The sequence below is a fragment of the Microcoleus sp. B4-C2 genome (assembly GCF_036705265.1).
Taxonomy (GTDB): Bacteria; Cyanobacteriota; Cyanobacteriia; order Cyanobacteriales; family Microcoleaceae; genus Microcoleus.
This window is the reverse complement of the sequence record NZ_JAUBUB010000120.1, coordinates 1-17,713: the sequence shown is the minus strand read 5'-3', so window position 1 is coordinate 17,713 and position 17,713 is coordinate 1. Positions and strand designations below refer to the sequence as shown.

Below are 17,713 nucleotides of genomic sequence, written 5' to 3'. Positions count from 1 at the left end.
GCAATCCTAAATGATTCGTGTAATTCTTGTAGGGGCAAACCCCCCGTGGTTGCCCCGATGCAGGCTGGGGTAGGCACTCTTAGCACTACCCCTACATATTTTTACAAATGATGCGAGGATTGCTATATGTTCCCAGGAAATTTCGTAATCTAAAATCCAGGTTTATTATTCCCTTTATTAACTAGGCATTAATCGGCTGATTGGATATTTAATTTGGTTGATAATAGACCTCTTGCAAAAATAACTAGGACGCGATCTGGGGCCCATCCCACAAAAGTTATTTTTTCTTGTGGGATGGGCGTCCCGCCCGTCCAATAAATTTATGAAAAGGACTTTTGCAAGAGGTCTAATCAACTGGAAATACACAGCGAACCCGCTCAAAAAAGATAAAGTGATTTCAACGATCGATCGCAACGAGTCGTTTCAATAGATGAGGCTGCTGTAATTTCGGGTTTTCGCGATTTGTCTCTGGATAATATGATATTAAAAAAAAATATCAAATTTTACTGAATCTGGTTGCATAAAGATGAGAAATTCGTTATGTTAAATTTTGTGTAAGCATTGAGGCGGTCTCAAATCAATCCTCAAAATGCTTTAAGTATAAATACTCGATAAGCAGTATTTAACCTACTCTTAACAAACAACTCTAAAAGTAAATTTTTAGGTGAATTGTTAAGTTCATATTAAATGACAAATTGTCAATTTAATGCATAGGAACTTTGCCAGCAAAAGGATTGATACTTTTGAAGCTCGCCCAGATACTTACAGTTACTGATCAACATGAAAGTGCAAAAATCTTATGGGTGACATTCAAGCTACGTTTACATCTACTGATAGAGCTTTTCAAATTGAGGGGTACGAAAAAATAGATTTCAGCTTGCTCTACGTAGATGGTGCTTTCAAGCTGGAGAATCCTGAGATTGCGGATAGTTACCGCCAATTTGGTCGCTGTTTAATGGTTGTAGATGAAACAGTCTATGGTCTTTATGGTGGACAGATGCAGGATTATTTCAAGCATCACGAGATAGATTTAACAGTCTTTCCAGTTAATATCAAGGAACCTGATAAGACCTTAAAAACTTTTGAAAGCATCATAGATGCCTTCGTTGATTTCGGACTCGTGCGGAAGGAGCCTGTTTTGGTAGTCGGTGGTGGATTGACGACAGACGTAGCTGGTTTTGCCTGCTCATCCTATCGCCGTCGGACTAACTACATTCGCGTACCGACAACCTTAATTGGGCTGATTGATGCCAGTGTGGCAATCAAAGTAGCTGTGAACCACGGTAAGCTGAAAAACCGCCTCGGCGCTTACCACGCTTCGCAGAAAGTAATCTTAGATTTCTCCTTTCTGAAAACTCTGCCGATCGACCAAATACGAAACGGCATGGCAGAGTTAATTAAGATCGCCGTAGTAGGCAACAAAGAAATCTTCGAGTTGTTAGAAAACTACGGCGAAGCATTGCTGCACAGCCATTTTGGTTATTTAGACGGCACATCTGAACTGCGCGAAGTGGCCCATCGCTTAACCTACAACGCGATTCAGTCAATGCTGGCCTTAGAAGTACCAAACCTCCACGAGCTAGATTTGGATCGAGTGATTGCCTATGGTCACACTTGGAGTCCGACGCTGGAACTAACACCGGAAATTCCAATGTTCCACGGCCATAGTGTCGCCATCGATATGGCTTTTTCGGCCACCATTGCCCAACTGCGGGGGTACATTTCGATCGCCGATCGCGATCGCATCTTAAGATTAATGAGCCGCCTCGGACTAGCGATAGACAGCCCTTATCTCACATCAGAACTGCTCTGGAAAGCCACAACATCGATCAGTCGTACCCGCGATGGCCTTCAGCGTGCAGCAGCTCCATGCCCCATTGGTGACTGCTTTTTCATGAACGATTTGACTCGAACTGAGTTGGATGAAGCCCTAGCCGTGCATCGAGAAATCTGTCAGGGCTACCCGCGTCATGGCGATGGCGAGGATATGTATGTGGTATTGCAGAAAGTTGCAACTCGTTCCACAGCCGGGGTATAAAGATGAGACCCGTTACCCCAGTCGGGATTTTAGCCTCTTTACTCGAAAGTCTCGCCTCGCAAGTAGAAAAAATCGATAATCTCGATCGAGCTTTCAAGGCCCAATTACAACAAGCCTACGAACTAGCAAATGGTCTCGATCCGTACCTTAACCTTTGTACCACGCCGGAATCTCCCGCCTTAGCCACGTTAGTAAAGCGCACCCAATCAGAAGATTGGAGTAAGCGATTCTCTGACGGCGAGACAGTGCGCCACTTGGAACAGGAAATGCTTTCGGGCCATGTGGAAGGCCAAATGCTGAAGTTTCTCGTCCATCTCACCAAAGCACAGCGCGTACTGGAAATAGGGATGTTTACCGGGTACTCAGCACTAGCAATGGCCGAAGCCCTGCCAGTGGATGGAGTGGTGGTAGCCTGCGAAGTAGATGCTTACGTCGCTGAATTTGCCCAGAAGTGTTTTCACGAATCTACTGCCGGCCACAAAATCTCAGTGAAGGTGGCACCGGCTCTAGAAACCATGAAACAATTGGCTGCTAATGGAGAAGTGTTCGATTTGGTATTTATCGATGCTGATAAAGCTGGATACATAGACTATCTCGATTTACTCCTAACTACCGGGCTGTTGGCTCCCAATGGCTTGATATGTGCAGACAATACTCTGATGCAGGGACAGCCCTACTTGTCAGGTACTGCTACTGATAACGGAGTTGCGATCGCCAAATTTAACCAGGCTCTAGTTGACGATCCGCGCGTAGAGCAAGTGTTACTGCCGCTCAGAGATGGATTGACCTTAATTCGGCGCGTTTAGAGCGTGTTCTCTTGCCCCGGAGATCCCCTTAATCAGGCGGGATCGGAGCGGTCAAAGTCCTAATGCGGATTTAGCCGGATCAGATCAGTGCAACCGGAATTGATCTAATTCATCTGCGTTAATCTGTGTTTATCTGCCTGTATCTGCTGTGAAAAAAAGATAATTTATGAACTGCAGATGACAATGGATGGACGCAGATTTACGCAGATGAAGATCGGAGAGATGTGAATATTTCTGATGCTAACAGATTTGATATTACCTTTAATTCGAGTGTTTACTTACTAGAAAATTATGCTCGAAACAGTTTCTGTGGCAGCGATGCCATCTGAACAGAAAACAAACACTGGGAATAGGCGCTTCCCGACAGCAGTTAAAACTATAGCAACCTTAATTTTGCTGCTATTAGTAATGCCCCTGAATATTGCTTTAACTGCGATCGCCCTACTGAGATCCATCATCATCAAACCGTTTCAGTCTCGATCGACTACAGCCACTCCCCAAACGATTTTGATTAGCGGCGGCAAGATGACCAAAGCATTGCAGCTAGCCCGATCGTTCCATCAGGCCGGTCATCGGGTAATTTTGGTAGAAACCGAGAAATACTGGCTGACGGGTCATCGTTACTCTTGGGCAGTCGATCGCTTTTACACAGTACCAAACCCCCAGACAGATGAATACCCCCAAGCACTCTTAAAAATTGTCCAACAAGAGAAAGTTAATGTTTACGTTCCCGTTTGTAGTCCAGTCGCCAGTTACTACGATGCCGAAGTCAAAAGGGTACTTTCTGGGCACTGTACGGTAATGCACGTCGATGTCGAAACTCTGCAACGATTGGATGATAAATATGATTTTGCAAAAGCAGCGGAAGCATTGGGGCTGAGAGTTCCAAAGTCTTATCGCATTACTAATCCGCAGCAAGTAATCGATTTTGATTTTAGTGATGCACAGCGTCCATATATTATCAAAAGTATTCCCTACGATTCTGTCCGCAGGTTAAACTTAACTAAATTACCCTGCAAAACCCCAGCAGAAACCGCCGCTTTTGTCAACTCATTACCAATTTCCGAGAGTAAACCTTGGATTATGCAAGAGTATATTCCAGGGCAAGAATTCTGCACTCACAGTACAATCCGTGATGGTCATCTTCAGTTGCACTGTTGCTGTGAATCGTCGGCTTTTCAGGTGAATTACCAGAATGTCGATCGCCCGGATATCGAAAATTGGATTCGTCAGTTTGCCAAGAGTCTCAATCTGACTGGACAAGTTTCCTTTGATTTCATTCAGGCGGCGGATGATGGAGAGATTTACGCGATCGAATGCAACCCCCGCACCCATTCAGCCATCACGATGTTTTACAACCATCCCGATGTGGCAAAAGCTTATTTGGATCTCGACCCTTTACCACAGACTGTGCAGCCTTTGGCATCAAGTCGCCCGACTTACTGGATTTACCATGAAATTTGGCGATTGGTGACTCATTTGCGATCGCCGAAGCTCGTTTCTGAGCGGTTACAAATTATCGCCCAAGGCAAAGATGCTATCTTCGAGTGGGACGATCCGCTGCCGTTTTTGATGGTGCATCATTGGCAAATTCCCTTGTTGTTATGGGGAAATTTACAGAAGCCGAAAGAGTGGATTCGGATTGATTTTAATATTGGCAAACTTGTGGAAATAGGGGGAGATTGAGTATGTCAGTAGTACGGGTTTTGCATTTAGTCGGATCGGCAGTTAGCGATTTTTTCTGTAATTTATCGCGCCTTTATGCAGAAGATTGTCTGAAAAATACTGCTAATTCAGCACTCTATGAATTTCATATTGCCTATATTTCTCCCGATCGCCAATGGCGTTTTCCTACATCTCTCGATCAAGGTGCGATCGCAGCCGCTAATCCCATGTCTCTAGCGGGCGCTGTAGAGGTGCTGACACAGCTAAAGATTGACGTAATGGTACCGCAGATGTTTTGCATCCCCGGCATGACTCAATACCGCAGCTTGTTCGATCTGCTGCATATTCCTTATGTGGGTAATCCGGCAGAGTTGATGGCGCTGGTGGCTGATAAAGCGAAGACTAAGGCAGTAGTAGCGGCCGCTGGGGTAAGTGTACCGTTGGGAGAAGTTGTCCGCGCGGGCGATCGAACCTTGATTGATTTCCCAGCCGTCCTCAAACCACTGAATGCGGATAATTCTCTGGGAGTTGCTTTAGTTAAAAATGCTGCTGACTATGATGCGGCTTTGGAGACAGCATTGACTCATTCCGAGGAAGTGCTAGTAGAAAAATTCATTGCATTGGGTAGAGAAGTTCGCTGTGGAATTATCATCAAAGCAGGCGAATTAGTCTGTTTACCGCTGGAAGAGTATGCTCTAGATGCTGATACGAAGCCGATTCGGAGTTATGCCGATAAGCTGAAACAAAATGACGATGGCAACTTGATCTTGACTTCTAAGGATAGTACCAAGTCGTGGATAGTTGACACCAGCGATCCGATTACGGAGAGAGTTTGGGCCCAGGCCAGAAAATGCCACATCGCTTTGGGTTGTCGCGATTATAGTCTATTTGATTTTCGCATCGATCCGCAGGGAAAACCTTGGTTTTTGGAAGCGGGGCTATACTGTTCTTTTGCTCAGAAAAGTGTGCTTTCTGCAATGACGAAAGCATCAGGAACTTCTCTGGATACTTTTTTTGAAAGTATGTTGCAAAATGCCTTGCAGAGATGACTCAGGCTGAGTTTGCGATCGGAGTAGCTAAAACATCACAAAATTTGTGAAATAATGATCGTATCAAGAACTTCTGTGGATACTTTTAGATTCAGTCGATCGGCGCGATCGGTATTTTGACATTGTGGGCACAATGTTATAGCAAACTTCACTTCCTATGTCAAGAATTTTCAGTATTTTACCGAAAAGACTTGTGCCATCTTTTAGCTTTCCGCATACTAATCACCAGACAGAGGAAACCACAACATGATCCAAACCATATCGAAAACAATCACGTTTGATGAGTTCGTTGCTTGGTATCCAGAGAACTCTGTCCATAAGTACGAACTACACAATGGAGTAATTGTTGAAATGCCTTTAGGAACCGGCCGTCATTCCCGCGTTACAGGTTTCATCCGTTCAAAACTATCAGTCGAAATTGACCGCCGCTCCTTACCTTATTCCATCCCCGGCGACTGCCTGCTCAAACCCGTCCGCAACGAGGCGGGCTACCTGCCAGACGCAGTTGTCCTAGACGAAGCAGCTCTGCGCCAGAGAGAACCGCGCTGGGATACGGAATCCATCATCACGATGGGGTCTTCGGTGCGACTGGCTGTAGAGGTCGTCAGTACCAACTGGCGGGACGATTACCATCTCAAATTCGCTGACTACGAAGAAATGGGCATCCCCGAATACTGGATTGTGGACTACCTTGGTTTGGGCGGCCGCAAGTTCATCGGCACTCCCAAGCAACCCACGCTCTCGGTTTGCCAGTTGGTTGACGGCGAGTATCAAATCAGCCAGTTTCGGGGAGATGACCGAGTTGAATCGCTGGCTTTCCCAGAGTTGAGGTTGACGGCCGAGTTGATTTTTCGAGGCGGTCTGCCCTTAACCGAGCCGAGCTAGAAGGAGTGGGGGGCGATCGGGTATCAAAAGGATATCAAATGGGTACAAAAGGACACCAATTTTGTGACAAATCGGCGTTTTGTACCAAGTGCTGTTTTGTCAGGACGGGCGATCGCAATTATATCAGCTACAGTTTAATTTGTCAAGGATTAGAGACAACGTTGTCTCTAATCCTTGTGTAATATTTTAGCTTTCCGCATACTAATCACCAGACAGAGGAAACCACAACATGATCCAAACCATATCGAAAACAATCACGTTTGATGAGTTCGTTGCTTGGTATCCAGAGAACTCTGTCCATAAGTACGAACTACACAATGGAGTAATTGTTGAAATGCCTTTAGGAACCGGCGACCATTCCGACGTTACAGGTTTCATTTCCGGTGAAATCAATTTTGAAATCAGGCGACTGCAATTGCCTTACTCTATCCCTGGTGATTGCTTGCTCAAGCTTGCGCGTAACGAATCTGGCTACCAGCCAGATGTAATTGTCCTAGACAGAACCGCACTTGCAAGCGAACCGCGCTGGAAAAAAGAATCAGTCATCACGATGGGGTCTTCGGTGCGACTAGCTGTAGAGGTGGTCAGTACGAACTGGCGGGATGATTATTTTTTCAAAGCTTCCGACTATGAAGAAATGGGCATTCCCGAATACTGGATTGTAGACTATCTTGGTTTAGGCGGTCGCAAGTTTATCGGCAATCCCAAACAACCCACTCTCTCGATTTACCAGCTAGTAGATGGGGAGTATCAGGTAAAACAGTTTAGGGGAAGCGAGACTGTTGAGTCGCTGGCTTTTCCAGAATTGAGCTTAACAGCAGAGAAGATTTTTCGGGCTGGCTTGCCGAACTAGCAAGTCGAAATTATGCAAAGGGCGTAAGATTGTCGAAGCCTTCCGACGACACCAAAACCTGACAATTGGGTCAAAATCTGGCAGCGAAAAAGCGGGAAAGTACGATCGCACAAAGCCTAAAAATTCTCATCTCGCCCACGATCGCACAAATATCACACAACAACTGCGGACACCACAACAGTCCAGAGCTTCCACATACACATTGCAATTTTTTTAATTGTGTGATATCATAAAACGTTCTTAAAAATAGCGCAACACTAACTATTACTGCATGGCAACGAAGCCAACGATCGCATTTACTCACCTCGGCTGCGAAAAAAATCGCATCGATACCGAACACATGATTGGCTTGCTGGCTCAAGCGGGCTATCAAGTCGATTCTAATGAAGAATTAGCCGATTATGTTGTAGTCAATACTTGTAGTTTTATCCAAGCTGCGCGAGAAGAGTCGGTCCGCACCTTGGTAGAATTGGCAGAAGCTAATAAAAAAGTAGTCATCACTGGCTGCATGGCACAGCATTTTCAGCAGGAATTGCTGGACGAATTGCCGGAAGCAGTCGCAATTGTCGGCACTGGCGACTATCATAAAATCGTCAATGTTATGCAGCAGGTGGAAAAGGGCGATCGAGTTTCCCTCGTCTCCTCAGAACCTACTTACATCGCTGACGAAACTACTCCCCGCTACCGCACCACGTCGGAAGGTGTCGCTTATCTGCGAATAGCAGAAGGCTGCGACTATCGCTGTGCATTTTGCATTATCCCGCACTTGCGCGGAAATCAAAGGTCGCGCACGATCGAGTCTATTGTCGCCGAAGCTAAGCAATTAGCCTCCGAAGGGGTAAAAGAAATTATCTTAATTTCTCAAATTACCACCAACTACGGCAAAGATATTTATGGCGAACCGAAACTAGCCGAACTACTGCGCGCTTTGGGTGAAGTAGATGTACCTTGGATTCGGATGCACTACGCCTATCCTACAGGTTTGACTCCGCAAGTTGTCGAGGCAATCCGCGAAACGGCCAACGTTTTGCCGTATTTGGATTTACCCCTGCAACACTCGCACCCGGAAATTCTGCGGGCGATGAATCGGCCTTTTCAAGCTGGGATCAATGATGCTATAGTCGATCGGCTCAAAGCAGCACTTCCCGGCGCCGTGATGCGGACAACTTTTATTGTCGGCTTTCCCGGCGAAACCGAGGAACACGCAGCACACTTGCTGGAATTTGTCAAGCGCCACGAATTCGATCACGTAGGAGTTTTCGTATTTTCGCCAGAAGAAGGCACCCCAGCCTTCAGCTTGCCCCAGCAAATACCTGCAGAAATAATGGAAATGCGGCGCAATTCGGTAATGGCGGCACAACAACCTATATCATTGAAGAAGAATCAAGAATCTGTCGGTCAGGTAGTTGATGTCCTGATAGAACAAGAACAACCAGAGACAGGTGAGTTGATTGGTAGATCCGCTCGGTTTTCCCCAGAAGTAGATGGACTCGTCTATGTGACAGGAGAAGCGCGACTGGGATCGATCGTATCTGTGAAAATTACTGGTGCAGATGTCTACGACCTCTACGGTCAAGTGTAAGTATTGCTGGAACTGTCGCCTGAGACGGTGCGGCGAACCAAAACCGGACACCAGCCAAAAATGATTAGCGGATTGTGCAACAAAAGTAACGCTTAGTACACAATTGTGCAAAGATATGTAGCAAAGGGGTTCTAAACTTTTTTAGCCCCTATCTGGCAATCGACCCTCCCCGTCGGGGTGCGGTAATCTCTACAGAACATCGGAAAATTTTAACGAATTTAATGTTTTGTTTCTGAATGTAAAGAGTTATGATGATAACAAGCCAGAAATAAGCGGGGATAATTTGAGATTGCTTCGCCGTCCGCCCTACACCACAACGGTATCCCGAAAGAGTGTTGAGATGGATAGGCGGTAACGGTCGCCCCATCCCCTGCTCAATCCCGCAGGCGACGGATTGCGGGATAGCGCCTGAACCAAACAACCTGTTACTACTATGTTGTAGTGAAGTGGGGCTGGTCATGATCCTCACTATAAAATGCCTAAGAGGGAAAGCTTGCAAATACCTCAAAGGAAGTCCAATGTCCTGTTTTAAGAATGTTGGAAGCCTATAACCCGACTCCTGGCGGTTGGTATCGGTGATGTCACAAAATCAAAGACGGCTGTCGAATTGGTAAATTTAGTCACCATCGACGGAGCTGCCCTATACTCGATTGCTATTTAAGAAGGTGCGCGCAGGCGCAGCACCATAAAGAACTCTTATGAGTTCCTGCCCTAGAGCAGAAATCCGCATCCGAGTTGGGCAACTTAGAAGGCTAAGACTCGTTATTAGGAGCATTAATGAATTTATTGTTTGAAGGCTTAGGTCTTTCGGAAGAACTCGTTCTCCATCTGGAAACACTAGGCTTTACAGAACCTACTCCCATCCAAGTACAAGCAATTCCGCACCTGTTAGCAGGTCGCGACGTTGTGGGTCAAGCCCAAACAGGGACAGGCAAAACGGCAGCATTCTCGTTGCCCATCTTGGAGCGGATTGATTTAGATGTGACTGCGGTGCAAGCACTGGTGCTGACGCCGACTCGCGAATTGGCGATGCAAGTAACTGAAGCCATCCGCGATTTGAGCGGCATCAGCAGCGACGGCCCTGTAAAAGTGGGTCGCTCTCTGCAAGTTCTGACAGTGTACGGCGGTCAATCGATCGATCGTCAAATGCAGCGTTTGAAGCGCGGCGTGCACGTAGTTGTCGGTACACCCGGACGCATATTGGATATGCTCAGCCGCGGTAGCCTGAAACTAGACAAGATAAAGTGGCTAGTTTTGGATGAAGCTGACGAAATGCTGAGCATGGGCTTTATCCAAGATGTGGAAAAAATCTTGGATGCTGCACCAAAAGAACGTCAAACGGCATTTTTCTCGGCGACGATGGAAGCTTCCATTCGGAAATTGGTGGCGCGGCATTTGCGTAACCCAGTCAACGTCACCGTAGAACAGCCAAAAGCAACGCCAAAGCGTATCAGCCAAGGCGTGTACATGATTCCCCGTGGCTGGTCGAAGGCAAGAGCCCTACAGCCAATTTTAGAAATGGAAGACCCGGAATCTGCACTGATTTTTGTGCGGACTCGGCAGTCGGCGGCGGAACTCACCAGCCAACTGCAAGCAGCAGGTCACAGCGTTGATGAGTATCACGGTAATTTGAATCAGGCACAGCGGGAACGTTTGTTGCATCGGTTCCGCCAATGTCAGGTGCGCTGGGTAGTGGCGACTGATATTGCGGCGCGCGGTTTGGACGTGGATCACTTGACTCACGTGATTAACTACGATTTGCCCGACAGTGTGGAAAGCTACGTTCACCGGATCGGACGCACGGGCCGGGCTGGTCGCGAAGGAACGGCGATTACGCTGATTCAACCGGTCGATCGCCGCAAACTGCGCTTGATTGAACGCCACGTGCGATCGAGCTTGACGGTGCGAAACATTCCGACACGGGCGCAAATTGAAGCTCGTCAGTTGGAAAAGATGCAGGGTAAAGTTCGCGAAGCTTTGGCTGGCGAACGGATGGCATCTTTCTTGCCTCTGGTGTCTCAGTTATCCGAGGAGTACGACTCCCACGCGATCGCCGCTGCTGCTTTGCAAATGGCTTTCGATCAAAGCCGTCCTGCTTGGATGGGCGCGGATTACGCTCAACAAGAAGATCCCCCGATTGGTGGAGAAAACAGCGTCAAGCCTATCTTGATCAAAAAGCGGGCTAAGACTGGTGAGGCGACTTTTTCTGGAGCACCGAGTGCTCCTGTTCCCCAGAACCGCTAATTGGTAGGGTGCACTCGGTGCACCTTATTTAGAATTATTGTAGTAGAGATGCGATCGATCGCACCTCTACTTTTTTTATGGGTATGAGACTCTATGGGGAATAAAAATCACAAAAAAGCTCTTCGTTCGTTGAACAAGCGGATTGCAGAACATGAAGAAAAGATTAGACTGGAATATGAGAAGGATTTTCCCGATGAAGGCTTAATCCGGCATTGGGAAAGTGAAATTCGAGCTTTTGAGAAAGGAATTCAGCAAGCTTTAAAACGATTGGGTAAATAAAGATGCAAGTTAGCGATCGGACAATTTATGTAACCAATTATACACTGAGAACGTTAATTGATGAATTGGGTACTGAGTGTCAAAATGTGATTACTTTAATCCATCAGCTTCAGTTACCTGATTTGAGCGATCGACAAAAAGCTGAAATTCTAGCAGAGTTCCTGAGTGCTGCAATCCATCTCAACGTTCACTGCGGAGAGGATTTTCAGACACTAATTGCTGAGGAAATGACACAATTGTCGGATGATGATGAAGAGGATTAAGGAGACGCGGGCGATTCCCTACGGGATAGCTACGCTTCACGCACATCAGGAAAAAGCCCTCCAGTCAACTCACAGAAAGGCTAAAAATCCTCATAAATAAGGAATAAAGTCATTACTACAAACTTGTGAACCCGGACTTTTGCACTGTTGTTTAATATTTCAGTTTAGCTGCGTGCTCACAATAATTTTTTGCACGCGATCGCCCTTAATTTCCACAATCAAATTAGAAGCCTTTTGGTCATTGCTATAAGTCAACAGAGTCACTCCACCCTGCACAGATTGCGACCCATAACCGTAAGTTTTAACAACTTTTTGCCTGTTATCTCCTAGCTTCACACCATCAATTGTCAGAAACTTGGGATTGGTAGTAGAAACTAAATAAACTTTGCCCTCCCATGCTGCTACCGTCAATCCTGAGTAGGTTAGCGTGCGAATCTTGCCACCGATGCCAGGCCCAGCAGGTTTAGTTTCGTCGCGCTGCGGTTTTCCAAACTTACGTTTTGCCTCTTCTACAGACATCCCCAATCGAACGCCGCCAATCCCCAGGCGCGAATAGTTCAGCGCCGCCGGCTTTTGTGTCGCGCTGAGCATTCTTTCTAGAGTCACAACAGTTTGATTCATAGCAGGAACAGGGCGAACTAAAGCAGCAAATCCTAAGCTCGAAATTGCGAGATTCATCATGATGCCAGCGACGGCTGTTGTCACAAACATTTTTACCATTTTTTTATAGCTTTATTTGGCAATGTATTCGCGCGATCGCCCGCTAGATCCGGATTGATACTAATAGGACTTACACAAACACTCCTAGACGCACGGCGATGCTCTGAAACCGAATTTTTTTACCAAAACTACACAAAGAAACCCGGTTTTTACCATCAATCTTAGGTTTAACAGCGAGGTATTCAGCAAGAAACCGGGTTTCTAGCGCAACTTAGGTAAATCCTGACTAATATTTTTTAACTTGTGAAAACCGCCAATTTCGGGCGAACCGAATTTGCTCCCCCACAAGCTTGCGTCCGCCTGCGAGGACTGACAGAAAAGACCTCTTGCAAAAATAATTAGGACGGGCAAGATGCCCGTCCCACAAGAAGAAATAACTCTTGTGGGACGGGCAAGATGCCCGTCCCATCAATTGATGAAAGGATTTTTGCAAGAGGTCTAAAGAATAAAGGAGGTAACAACCGAAATTGCTGTGATATCCTAACAAAAGCCATATCTGCATAAAATAAGTAATTTAGATGACCGCAACAGATTCTGCTAAGCACCAAAAATCCAAGGCCCTCAAACCGGGTAGCCGCCGCCCCGCTAAAGAACTTTGCAGCGAGTGCGGTTTGTGCGATACATATTACATCCATTATGTCAAGGAATCTTGTGCTTTCTTAACACAGCATATTGCAGAATTAGAAGAAGAGATTCACGGGCGATCGCGCAATCTCGACAATCCCGACGACTGGTATTTCGGAGTCAGTCAAAACATGATGGCGGCTAAGAAAAAAGAGCCGATCGAGGGTGCTCAGTGGACGGGGATCGTCAGCACAATTGCCATTGAAATGCTCGAAAAAGGAATTGTAGAAGGCGTTGTTTGCGTCCAAAATACTAAGGAAGACCGCTTTCAGCCGATGCCGATTATTGCGAGAAATCGCGAACAAATTCTGGCAGCAAAAGTAAACAAACCAACACTCTCTCCCAATCTTTCAGTATTAGAACAAATCGAAAAATCTGGGATGAAGCGGCTGTTAGTAATTGGCGTCGGCTGTCAAATTCAAGCCTTGCGAACAGTCGAGAAAAAACTCGGTTTAGAAAAGCTCTACGTTTTGGGAACTCCCTGCGTGGATAATGTCAGCCGTGCAGGCTTGCAAAAATTCCTAGATACGACTAGCCGTTCTCCCGAAACCGTTGTATCTTACGAGTTTATGCAAGATTTTAACGTTCACTTCAAACACGAAGATGGTTCGGAAGAAAAAGTACCGTTTTTTGGCTTGAATACTAAGGAATTGAAAGATGTTTTTGCTCCTTCTTGTTTGAGCTGTTTTGATTATGTGAATTCTTTAGCAGATTTAGTTGTGGGCTACATGGGAGCACCTTTTGGCTGGCAGTGGATTGTGGTGCGAAATGACACCGGGCAAGAGATGTTAGATTTGGTAACGGATCAGTTAAATACTCAGCCGGTGATGTCTAAGGGAAACCGAAAAGAAGCGGTTCAGCAAAGCATTCCGGCTTATGAAAAAGGAGTGACTTTGCCGATGTGGGCGGCGAAGTTAATGGGCGTGTTTATTGAGAGAATTGGGCCGAAGGGTTTGGAATATGCTCGGTTTTCGATTGATTCTCATTTCACTCGCAATTATCTCTACGTGAAGCGGAATTACCCGGAGAAATTGGAGGCTCATGTGCCGGAATATGCTAAGCGGATTGTGGGACAGTATAAGTTGCCTGAGTGAGGTGATTCGGAGAGTTTTTAAGAGGTATTTTGCAGGGACATGATATTGCCCTCTTTCCTTCAGTCCGGCAGGGGTTTAAACCCCTGCCTCAAAGCTTAAGTCCTTTGAAAAGGACTGAATCAATTATTGGTTGTGTTTGTGGTGCAAGATGGCTTTAACTTTCAATTAGATATATAAGATTATGACACTTATAGTGGCACAGAAATATATCAATTTACCAAGGTCGATCGCACTTACTTGTTGTGTGCTTCTAGCATTATCTGGAAATGGAGTGTCGGCGAAAGCAGCAGAAGTGCGATCGGGAAACAGTAGACGAACATTTGCTGATTGGTGTCGCGAAAAAGATGCTTTGAGTCCTGAAACTAAACATACTGTTGAAGTGCTGTTGAAGGAAGCTGAGACTACTGAGTGCGATGCGGCTAATCAGACACTTTCGAGTCTCACAGAACTCGAGCTCGACAACAATCAAATCAGCGACATCAAACCGCTACAATCCTTGACTAACCTGACTTCGCTCTTCCTCGAGAACAATCAAATCAGGGACATCAAACCGCTAGCATCCTTGACTAACCTGACTTTTCTCTTCCTCGCCAACAATCAAATCAGCGACATCAAACCGCTACAATCCTTGACTAACCTGAATCGGATCACCCTCGCCAACAATCAAATCAGCGACATCAAACCGCTACAATCCTTGACTAACCTGAATGGGATCACCCTCGCCAACAATCAAATCAGCGACATCAAACCGCTCGAATCTTTGACTAAGCTGAGTACGCTCTTCCTCGCCAACAATCAAATCAGCGACATCAAACCGCTACAATCCTTGACTAACCTGGCTGTGCTCTTCCTCGATAACAATCAAATCAGCGACATCAAACCGCTCGAATCTTTGACTACACTGACTGATCTCTACCTCAGCGGAAATCCGATCGCTCCCAAAACTTGCCCGCTCAAACCAGAGTCTATCTGTAAGTGGGAACCACTACCTACAATAAAACTTTAGCGTTTAGGAAATTAGAGGTACAAGATTATGACACTTATAGTTGCACACAAACACATGAAGTTACAAAAGTCGATCGCAGTTACTTGTTGTGTGCTTCTAGCATTATCTGGAAATGGAGTGTCGGCGAAAGCAGCAGAAGTGCGATCGGGAAACAGTGGACGAACATTTGCGGATTGGTGTCGCGAAAAAGATGCTTTGAGTCCTGAAACTAAACATACTGTTGAAGTGCTGTTGAAGGAAGCAGGAACTACTGAGTGCGATGCAGCCGATCGAAAACTTTCTAGTTTGACAAAACTCTGGATCTTAGGGAAAGAAATCAGCGACATCAAACCCCTAGCATCCCTAACTAATCTGACAGAACTCAACCTCGACACCAATAAAATTAGTGACATAAAACCGCTAGCATTCTTGACTAACCTGAACGTACTCGAGCTCGGCCACAATCCTCTTAGCGACATTCAACCCCTAGCATCCTTGACTAACCTGACTGCGCTAACTTTCGGCAATAATCAAATCAGCGACATCCAGCCGCTAGCATCCTTGACTAAACTGAACCTGCTCTTACTCACCAACAATAAAATTAGCGACATCAAAGCCCTAGCATCCTTGACTGACCTGACTACTCTCTACATCAACAAAAATACTATCAGCGATATCAAATCTTTGCAATCTTTGACTAAACTGACTGAGATTTGGCTCGACAACAATCAAATCAGCGACATCCAGCCGCTAGCATCCTTAACTAACCTAGATGTGCTCTCACTCAACAACAATCAAATTAGTGACATCAAAGCCCTAGCATCCTTGACTAACCTGACTCGGCTCTCCCTCAGCTTCAATCAAATCAGCGACATCCAGCCGCTAGCATCCTTGACTAACCTAGATGTACTCTCACTCGAAAGCAATAAAATTAGTGACATCAAACCCCTAGCATCCTTGACTAACCTAGATGTACTCGGTCTCGACAACAATAAAATTAGTGACATCCAACCACTAGCATCCTTGACAAAACTGAATTTGCTCGGTCTCGGTAACAATCAAATTAGTGAGATTAAACCACTAGCATCCTTGACTAATCTGAATTGGCTCTCACTCGACAACACTCAAATCAACGACATCAGACCGCTAGCATCCTTGACTAAACTGAACCGGCTCGACCTCACAGGAAATTCGATCGCTCCCAAAACCTGCCCTCTCAAGCCAGAATATATTTGCATATGGTAAGTTTCAACAACTATAATTAGGCAGAAACTGGGTTTTTCCGAAATTACTCATTTACCGCCTGAAATCTCGAAAAAACCCGGTTTCTGGAGACTCGAATGGTTTGTATTTAAGAGCGATAGCCCATTAATTCCCCTCCGTTTAGGCAGAAACTGGGTTTTTCCGAAATTACTCATTTACCGCCTGAAATCTCGAAAGAACCCGGTTTCTTGAGACTCGAATGGTTTGTATTTAAGAGCGATCGCACACCAACATTTTCCTACAAATCAGCAGCGTGCTGCTTCAATTCATCCAAAGAAACGTATTCCAAAGTCAAGGCGTGAGTGGCGGCCAAAACCACAGGCGGCGCAACTCCTGCATCCATTGCTTCCTTCCACCGAGAAGCGCACAAACACCAGCAATCCCCAGGCTTCAAACCGGGAAAGTTAAATTCGGGAACCGGAGTGCTCAAATCATTTCCGTTCGATTTAGTGAATTGCAAAAACTCTTCTGTCAGTTGAGCACAAACGGTGTGAGCCCCAAAGTCACCACCACCTGTATTGCATTTGCCGTCCCGATAATAGCCCGTCATGGGCGAAGTGCAGCAAGTCTCTAACTTTCCGCCCAGCACATTTGTAGCTTCCGTCACCATCGCAACTCCTGAGTAAAACTCTTCGATCTAATTTTACACAAATCGTTGTTTATATATTTTTTTCCATGACAAAGTTGATAAATTGTTGTCCTCGCCGTTCTACTTCTTGTTTTGTAATCGCAATAAATCCCTGGCTTTCAAAAAAAGGTCGCGCTGTAATGCTGACTTCGGCAAATAACTTGTTAATTCCTAAGTCTTGGGCTTTTGACTCAATTTGTTTTAAAATTAGCCTGCCGACTCCTTGCCTTTGAAAATCTTGATGACAGTAAAAGCGATCGATATGGCCGCTTGCTTCTAATTCCCCAAAACCTGCAATTTTCTCACCCTCTTCTGCTACGAAAGTAAATTTACTGCTTAAACTTTTAGTCCAACTTTCGATATCCATATCGGCTGGCGCCCAAGCATCTACTTGTGCTTGTGTGTAATCGCGGATGTTTACTTCGTGTATGGTGTCGTAAAACAGTTGTACAATTTGTTGGGTATCACCGATTTCGTAGGTTCGTACTCTCATAAATTATCTCACTGCGATCGCTTCTTTGATATTAATTTGGGATTTTTAACCGCTTCGCAACACGGATGGATGTTGGCTTTTACCATTGTGTCTCATTTCTTGCAGGGCGATCGCCCCAAAATTTCTCTACCACCCCTTGACAAACTCTATTACTCTATGTTAAAGAATTAGGATCGCGAATTAAATAACTTACAATTTTAATTGTTATTGTGGGATGGGCGTCCCGCCCGTCCTTTTTGGAC

The 17,713-nt window shown here is 45.7% G+C and carries 16 protein-coding genes; 13 read left to right on the top strand and 3 right to left on the bottom strand.

Annotation, left to right across the window (positions count from 1 at the left end; translation table 11 throughout):
• Positions 1 to 799: 799 nt before the first annotated feature.
• From QUB20_RS25385 to QUB20_RS25340, 10 genes are all read left to right on the top strand, one after another.
• Positions 800 to 2,038 (top strand): sedoheptulose 7-phosphate cyclase, encoded by a 1,239-nt coding sequence (locus tag QUB20_RS25385; protein WP_333052703.1) that lies wholly within the window; start codon positions 800 to 802, stop codon positions 2,036 to 2,038.
• A 2-nt stretch (positions 2,039 to 2,040) separates the two neighbouring features.
• Complete coding sequence (locus QUB20_RS25380; protein ID WP_333151560.1) at positions 2,041 to 2,844, top strand: class I SAM-dependent methyltransferase; 804 nt, start codon at positions 2,041 to 2,043, stop codon at positions 2,842 to 2,844.
• A gap of 291 nt (positions 2,845 to 3,135) precedes the next feature.
• Positions 3,136 to 4,530, top strand: coding sequence for an ATP-grasp domain-containing protein (locus QUB20_RS25375; protein WP_333250404.1), 1,395 nt, complete (start codon positions 3,136 to 3,138; stop codon positions 4,528 to 4,530).
• Positions 4,531 to 4,532: 2 nt separating this feature from the next.
• Positions 4,533 to 5,558, top strand: a complete 1,026-nt coding sequence (locus QUB20_RS25370; RefSeq protein ID WP_333250402.1) for a D-alanine--D-alanine ligase — start codon at positions 4,533 to 4,535, stop codon at positions 5,556 to 5,558.
• Positions 5,559 to 5,804: 246 nt separating this feature from the next.
• Positions 5,805 to 6,443, top strand: a complete 639-nt coding sequence (locus tag QUB20_RS25365; protein WP_333052709.1) for a Uma2 family endonuclease — start codon at positions 5,805 to 5,807, stop codon at positions 6,441 to 6,443.
• A gap of 229 nt (positions 6,444 to 6,672) precedes the next feature.
• Positions 6,673 to 7,296 carry a Uma2 family endonuclease gene (locus QUB20_RS25360; protein ID WP_333250400.1) on the top strand — a complete coding sequence of 208 codons (624 nt, stop codon included), beginning with the start codon at positions 6,673 to 6,675 and terminating at the stop codon, positions 7,294 to 7,296.
• A gap of 271 nt (positions 7,297 to 7,567) precedes the next feature.
• On the top strand, positions 7,568 to 8,878 hold the full coding sequence (gene rimO, locus QUB20_RS25355) for a 30S ribosomal protein S12 methylthiotransferase RimO (protein WP_333250398.1): 1,311 nt from the start codon (positions 7,568 to 7,570) through the stop codon (positions 8,876 to 8,878).
• A 777-nt stretch (positions 8,879 to 9,655) separates the two neighbouring features.
• Positions 9,656 to 11,122 (top strand): DEAD/DEAH box helicase, encoded by a 1,467-nt coding sequence (locus QUB20_RS25350; protein WP_333238145.1) that lies wholly within the window; start codon positions 9,656 to 9,658, stop codon positions 11,120 to 11,122.
• A gap of 93 nt (positions 11,123 to 11,215) precedes the next feature.
• Entirely contained in the window at positions 11,216 to 11,401 is a 186-nt protein-coding gene (locus QUB20_RS25345) for a hypothetical protein (RefSeq protein ID WP_242725046.1), read from the top strand.
• Between the two features lie 2 nt (positions 11,402 to 11,403).
• Entirely contained in the window at positions 11,404 to 11,664 is a 261-nt protein-coding gene (locus QUB20_RS25340; RefSeq protein WP_333250395.1) for a hypothetical protein, read from the top strand.
• Positions 11,665 to 11,823: 159 nt separating this feature from the next.
• Here the strand turns inward: QUB20_RS25340 and QUB20_RS25335 are convergent, their stop codons facing one another.
• Positions 11,824 to 12,384: a hypothetical protein gene (locus tag QUB20_RS25335; protein WP_333291737.1), complete on the bottom strand. Its 561-nt coding sequence runs from the start codon at positions 12,382 to 12,384 to the stop codon at positions 11,824 to 11,826.
• 518 nt (positions 12,385 to 12,902) lie between these two features.
• Between QUB20_RS25335 and QUB20_RS25330 the strand changes: the two genes are divergently transcribed.
• From QUB20_RS25330 to QUB20_RS25320, 3 genes are all read left to right on the top strand, one after another.
• Positions 12,903 to 14,102 carry a Coenzyme F420 hydrogenase/dehydrogenase, beta subunit C-terminal domain gene (locus tag QUB20_RS25330; protein WP_333250391.1) on the top strand — a complete coding sequence of 400 codons (1,200 nt, stop codon included), beginning with the start codon at positions 12,903 to 12,905 and terminating at the stop codon, positions 14,100 to 14,102.
• A gap of 181 nt (positions 14,103 to 14,283) precedes the next feature.
• Positions 14,284 to 15,108 (top strand): leucine-rich repeat domain-containing protein, encoded by an 825-nt coding sequence (locus tag QUB20_RS25325; RefSeq protein ID WP_333250388.1) that lies wholly within the window; start codon positions 14,284 to 14,286, stop codon positions 15,106 to 15,108.
• Between the two features lie 27 nt (positions 15,109 to 15,135).
• Positions 15,136 to 16,332 (top strand): leucine-rich repeat domain-containing protein, encoded by a 1,197-nt coding sequence (locus QUB20_RS25320; RefSeq protein WP_333250386.1) that lies wholly within the window; start codon positions 15,136 to 15,138, stop codon positions 16,330 to 16,332.
• 256 nt (positions 16,333 to 16,588) lie between these two features.
• Here the strand turns inward: QUB20_RS25320 and QUB20_RS25315 are convergent, their stop codons facing one another.
• Both QUB20_RS25315 and QUB20_RS25310 read right to left on the bottom strand, forming a co-directional pair.
• Entirely contained in the window at positions 16,589 to 16,960 is a 372-nt protein-coding gene (locus QUB20_RS25315) for a DUF2237 domain-containing protein (RefSeq protein WP_333041417.1), read from the bottom strand.
• Between the two features lie 49 nt (positions 16,961 to 17,009).
• Positions 17,010 to 17,471 carry a GNAT family N-acetyltransferase gene (locus QUB20_RS25310; protein WP_333250384.1) on the bottom strand — a complete coding sequence of 154 codons (462 nt, stop codon included), beginning with the start codon at positions 17,469 to 17,471 and terminating at the stop codon, positions 17,010 to 17,012.
• Positions 17,472 to 17,713: the final 242 nt, after the last annotated feature.

Excerpts from the sequence above, each read along its gene's own strand:
- QUB20_RS25385 (WP_333052703.1), top strand. The coding sequence starts at position 800 with ATGGGTGACATTCAAGCTACGTTTACATCTACTGATAGAGCTTTTCAA.
- QUB20_RS25380 (WP_333151560.1), top strand. The coding sequence starts at position 2,041 with ATGAGACCCGTTACCCCAGTCGGGATTTTAGCCTCTTTACTCGAAAGT.
- QUB20_RS25375 (WP_333250404.1), top strand. The coding sequence starts at position 3,136 with ATGCTCGAAACAGTTTCTGTGGCAGCGATGCCATCTGAACAGAAAACA.
- QUB20_RS25370 (WP_333250402.1), top strand. The coding sequence starts at position 4,533 with ATGTCAGTAGTACGGGTTTTGCATTTAGTCGGATCGGCAGTTAGCGAT.
- QUB20_RS25365 (WP_333052709.1), top strand. The coding sequence starts at position 5,805 with ATGATCCAAACCATATCGAAAACAATCACGTTTGATGAGTTCGTTGCT.
- QUB20_RS25360 (WP_333250400.1), top strand. The coding sequence starts at position 6,673 with ATGATCCAAACCATATCGAAAACAATCACGTTTGATGAGTTCGTTGCT.
- rimO (WP_333250398.1), top strand. The coding sequence starts at position 7,568 with ATGGCAACGAAGCCAACGATCGCATTTACTCACCTCGGCTGCGAAAAA.
- QUB20_RS25350 (WP_333238145.1), top strand. The coding sequence starts at position 9,656 with ATGAATTTATTGTTTGAAGGCTTAGGTCTTTCGGAAGAACTCGTTCTC.
- QUB20_RS25345 (WP_242725046.1), top strand. The coding sequence starts at position 11,216 with ATGGGGAATAAAAATCACAAAAAAGCTCTTCGTTCGTTGAACAAGCGG.
- QUB20_RS25340 (WP_333250395.1), top strand. The coding sequence starts at position 11,404 with ATGCAAGTTAGCGATCGGACAATTTATGTAACCAATTATACACTGAGA.
- QUB20_RS25335 (WP_333291737.1), bottom strand. The coding sequence starts at position 12,384 with ATGGTAAAAATGTTTGTGACAACAGCCGTCGCTGGCATCATGATGAAT.
- QUB20_RS25330 (WP_333250391.1), top strand. The coding sequence starts at position 12,903 with ATGACCGCAACAGATTCTGCTAAGCACCAAAAATCCAAGGCCCTCAAA.
- QUB20_RS25325 (WP_333250388.1), top strand. The coding sequence starts at position 14,284 with ATGACACTTATAGTGGCACAGAAATATATCAATTTACCAAGGTCGATC.
- QUB20_RS25320 (WP_333250386.1), top strand. The coding sequence starts at position 15,136 with ATGACACTTATAGTTGCACACAAACACATGAAGTTACAAAAGTCGATC.
- QUB20_RS25315 (WP_333041417.1), bottom strand. The coding sequence starts at position 16,960 with ATGGTGACGGAAGCTACAAATGTGCTGGGCGGAAAGTTAGAGACTTGC.
- QUB20_RS25310 (WP_333250384.1), bottom strand. The coding sequence starts at position 17,471 with ATGAGAGTACGAACCTACGAAATCGGTGATACCCAACAAATTGTACAA.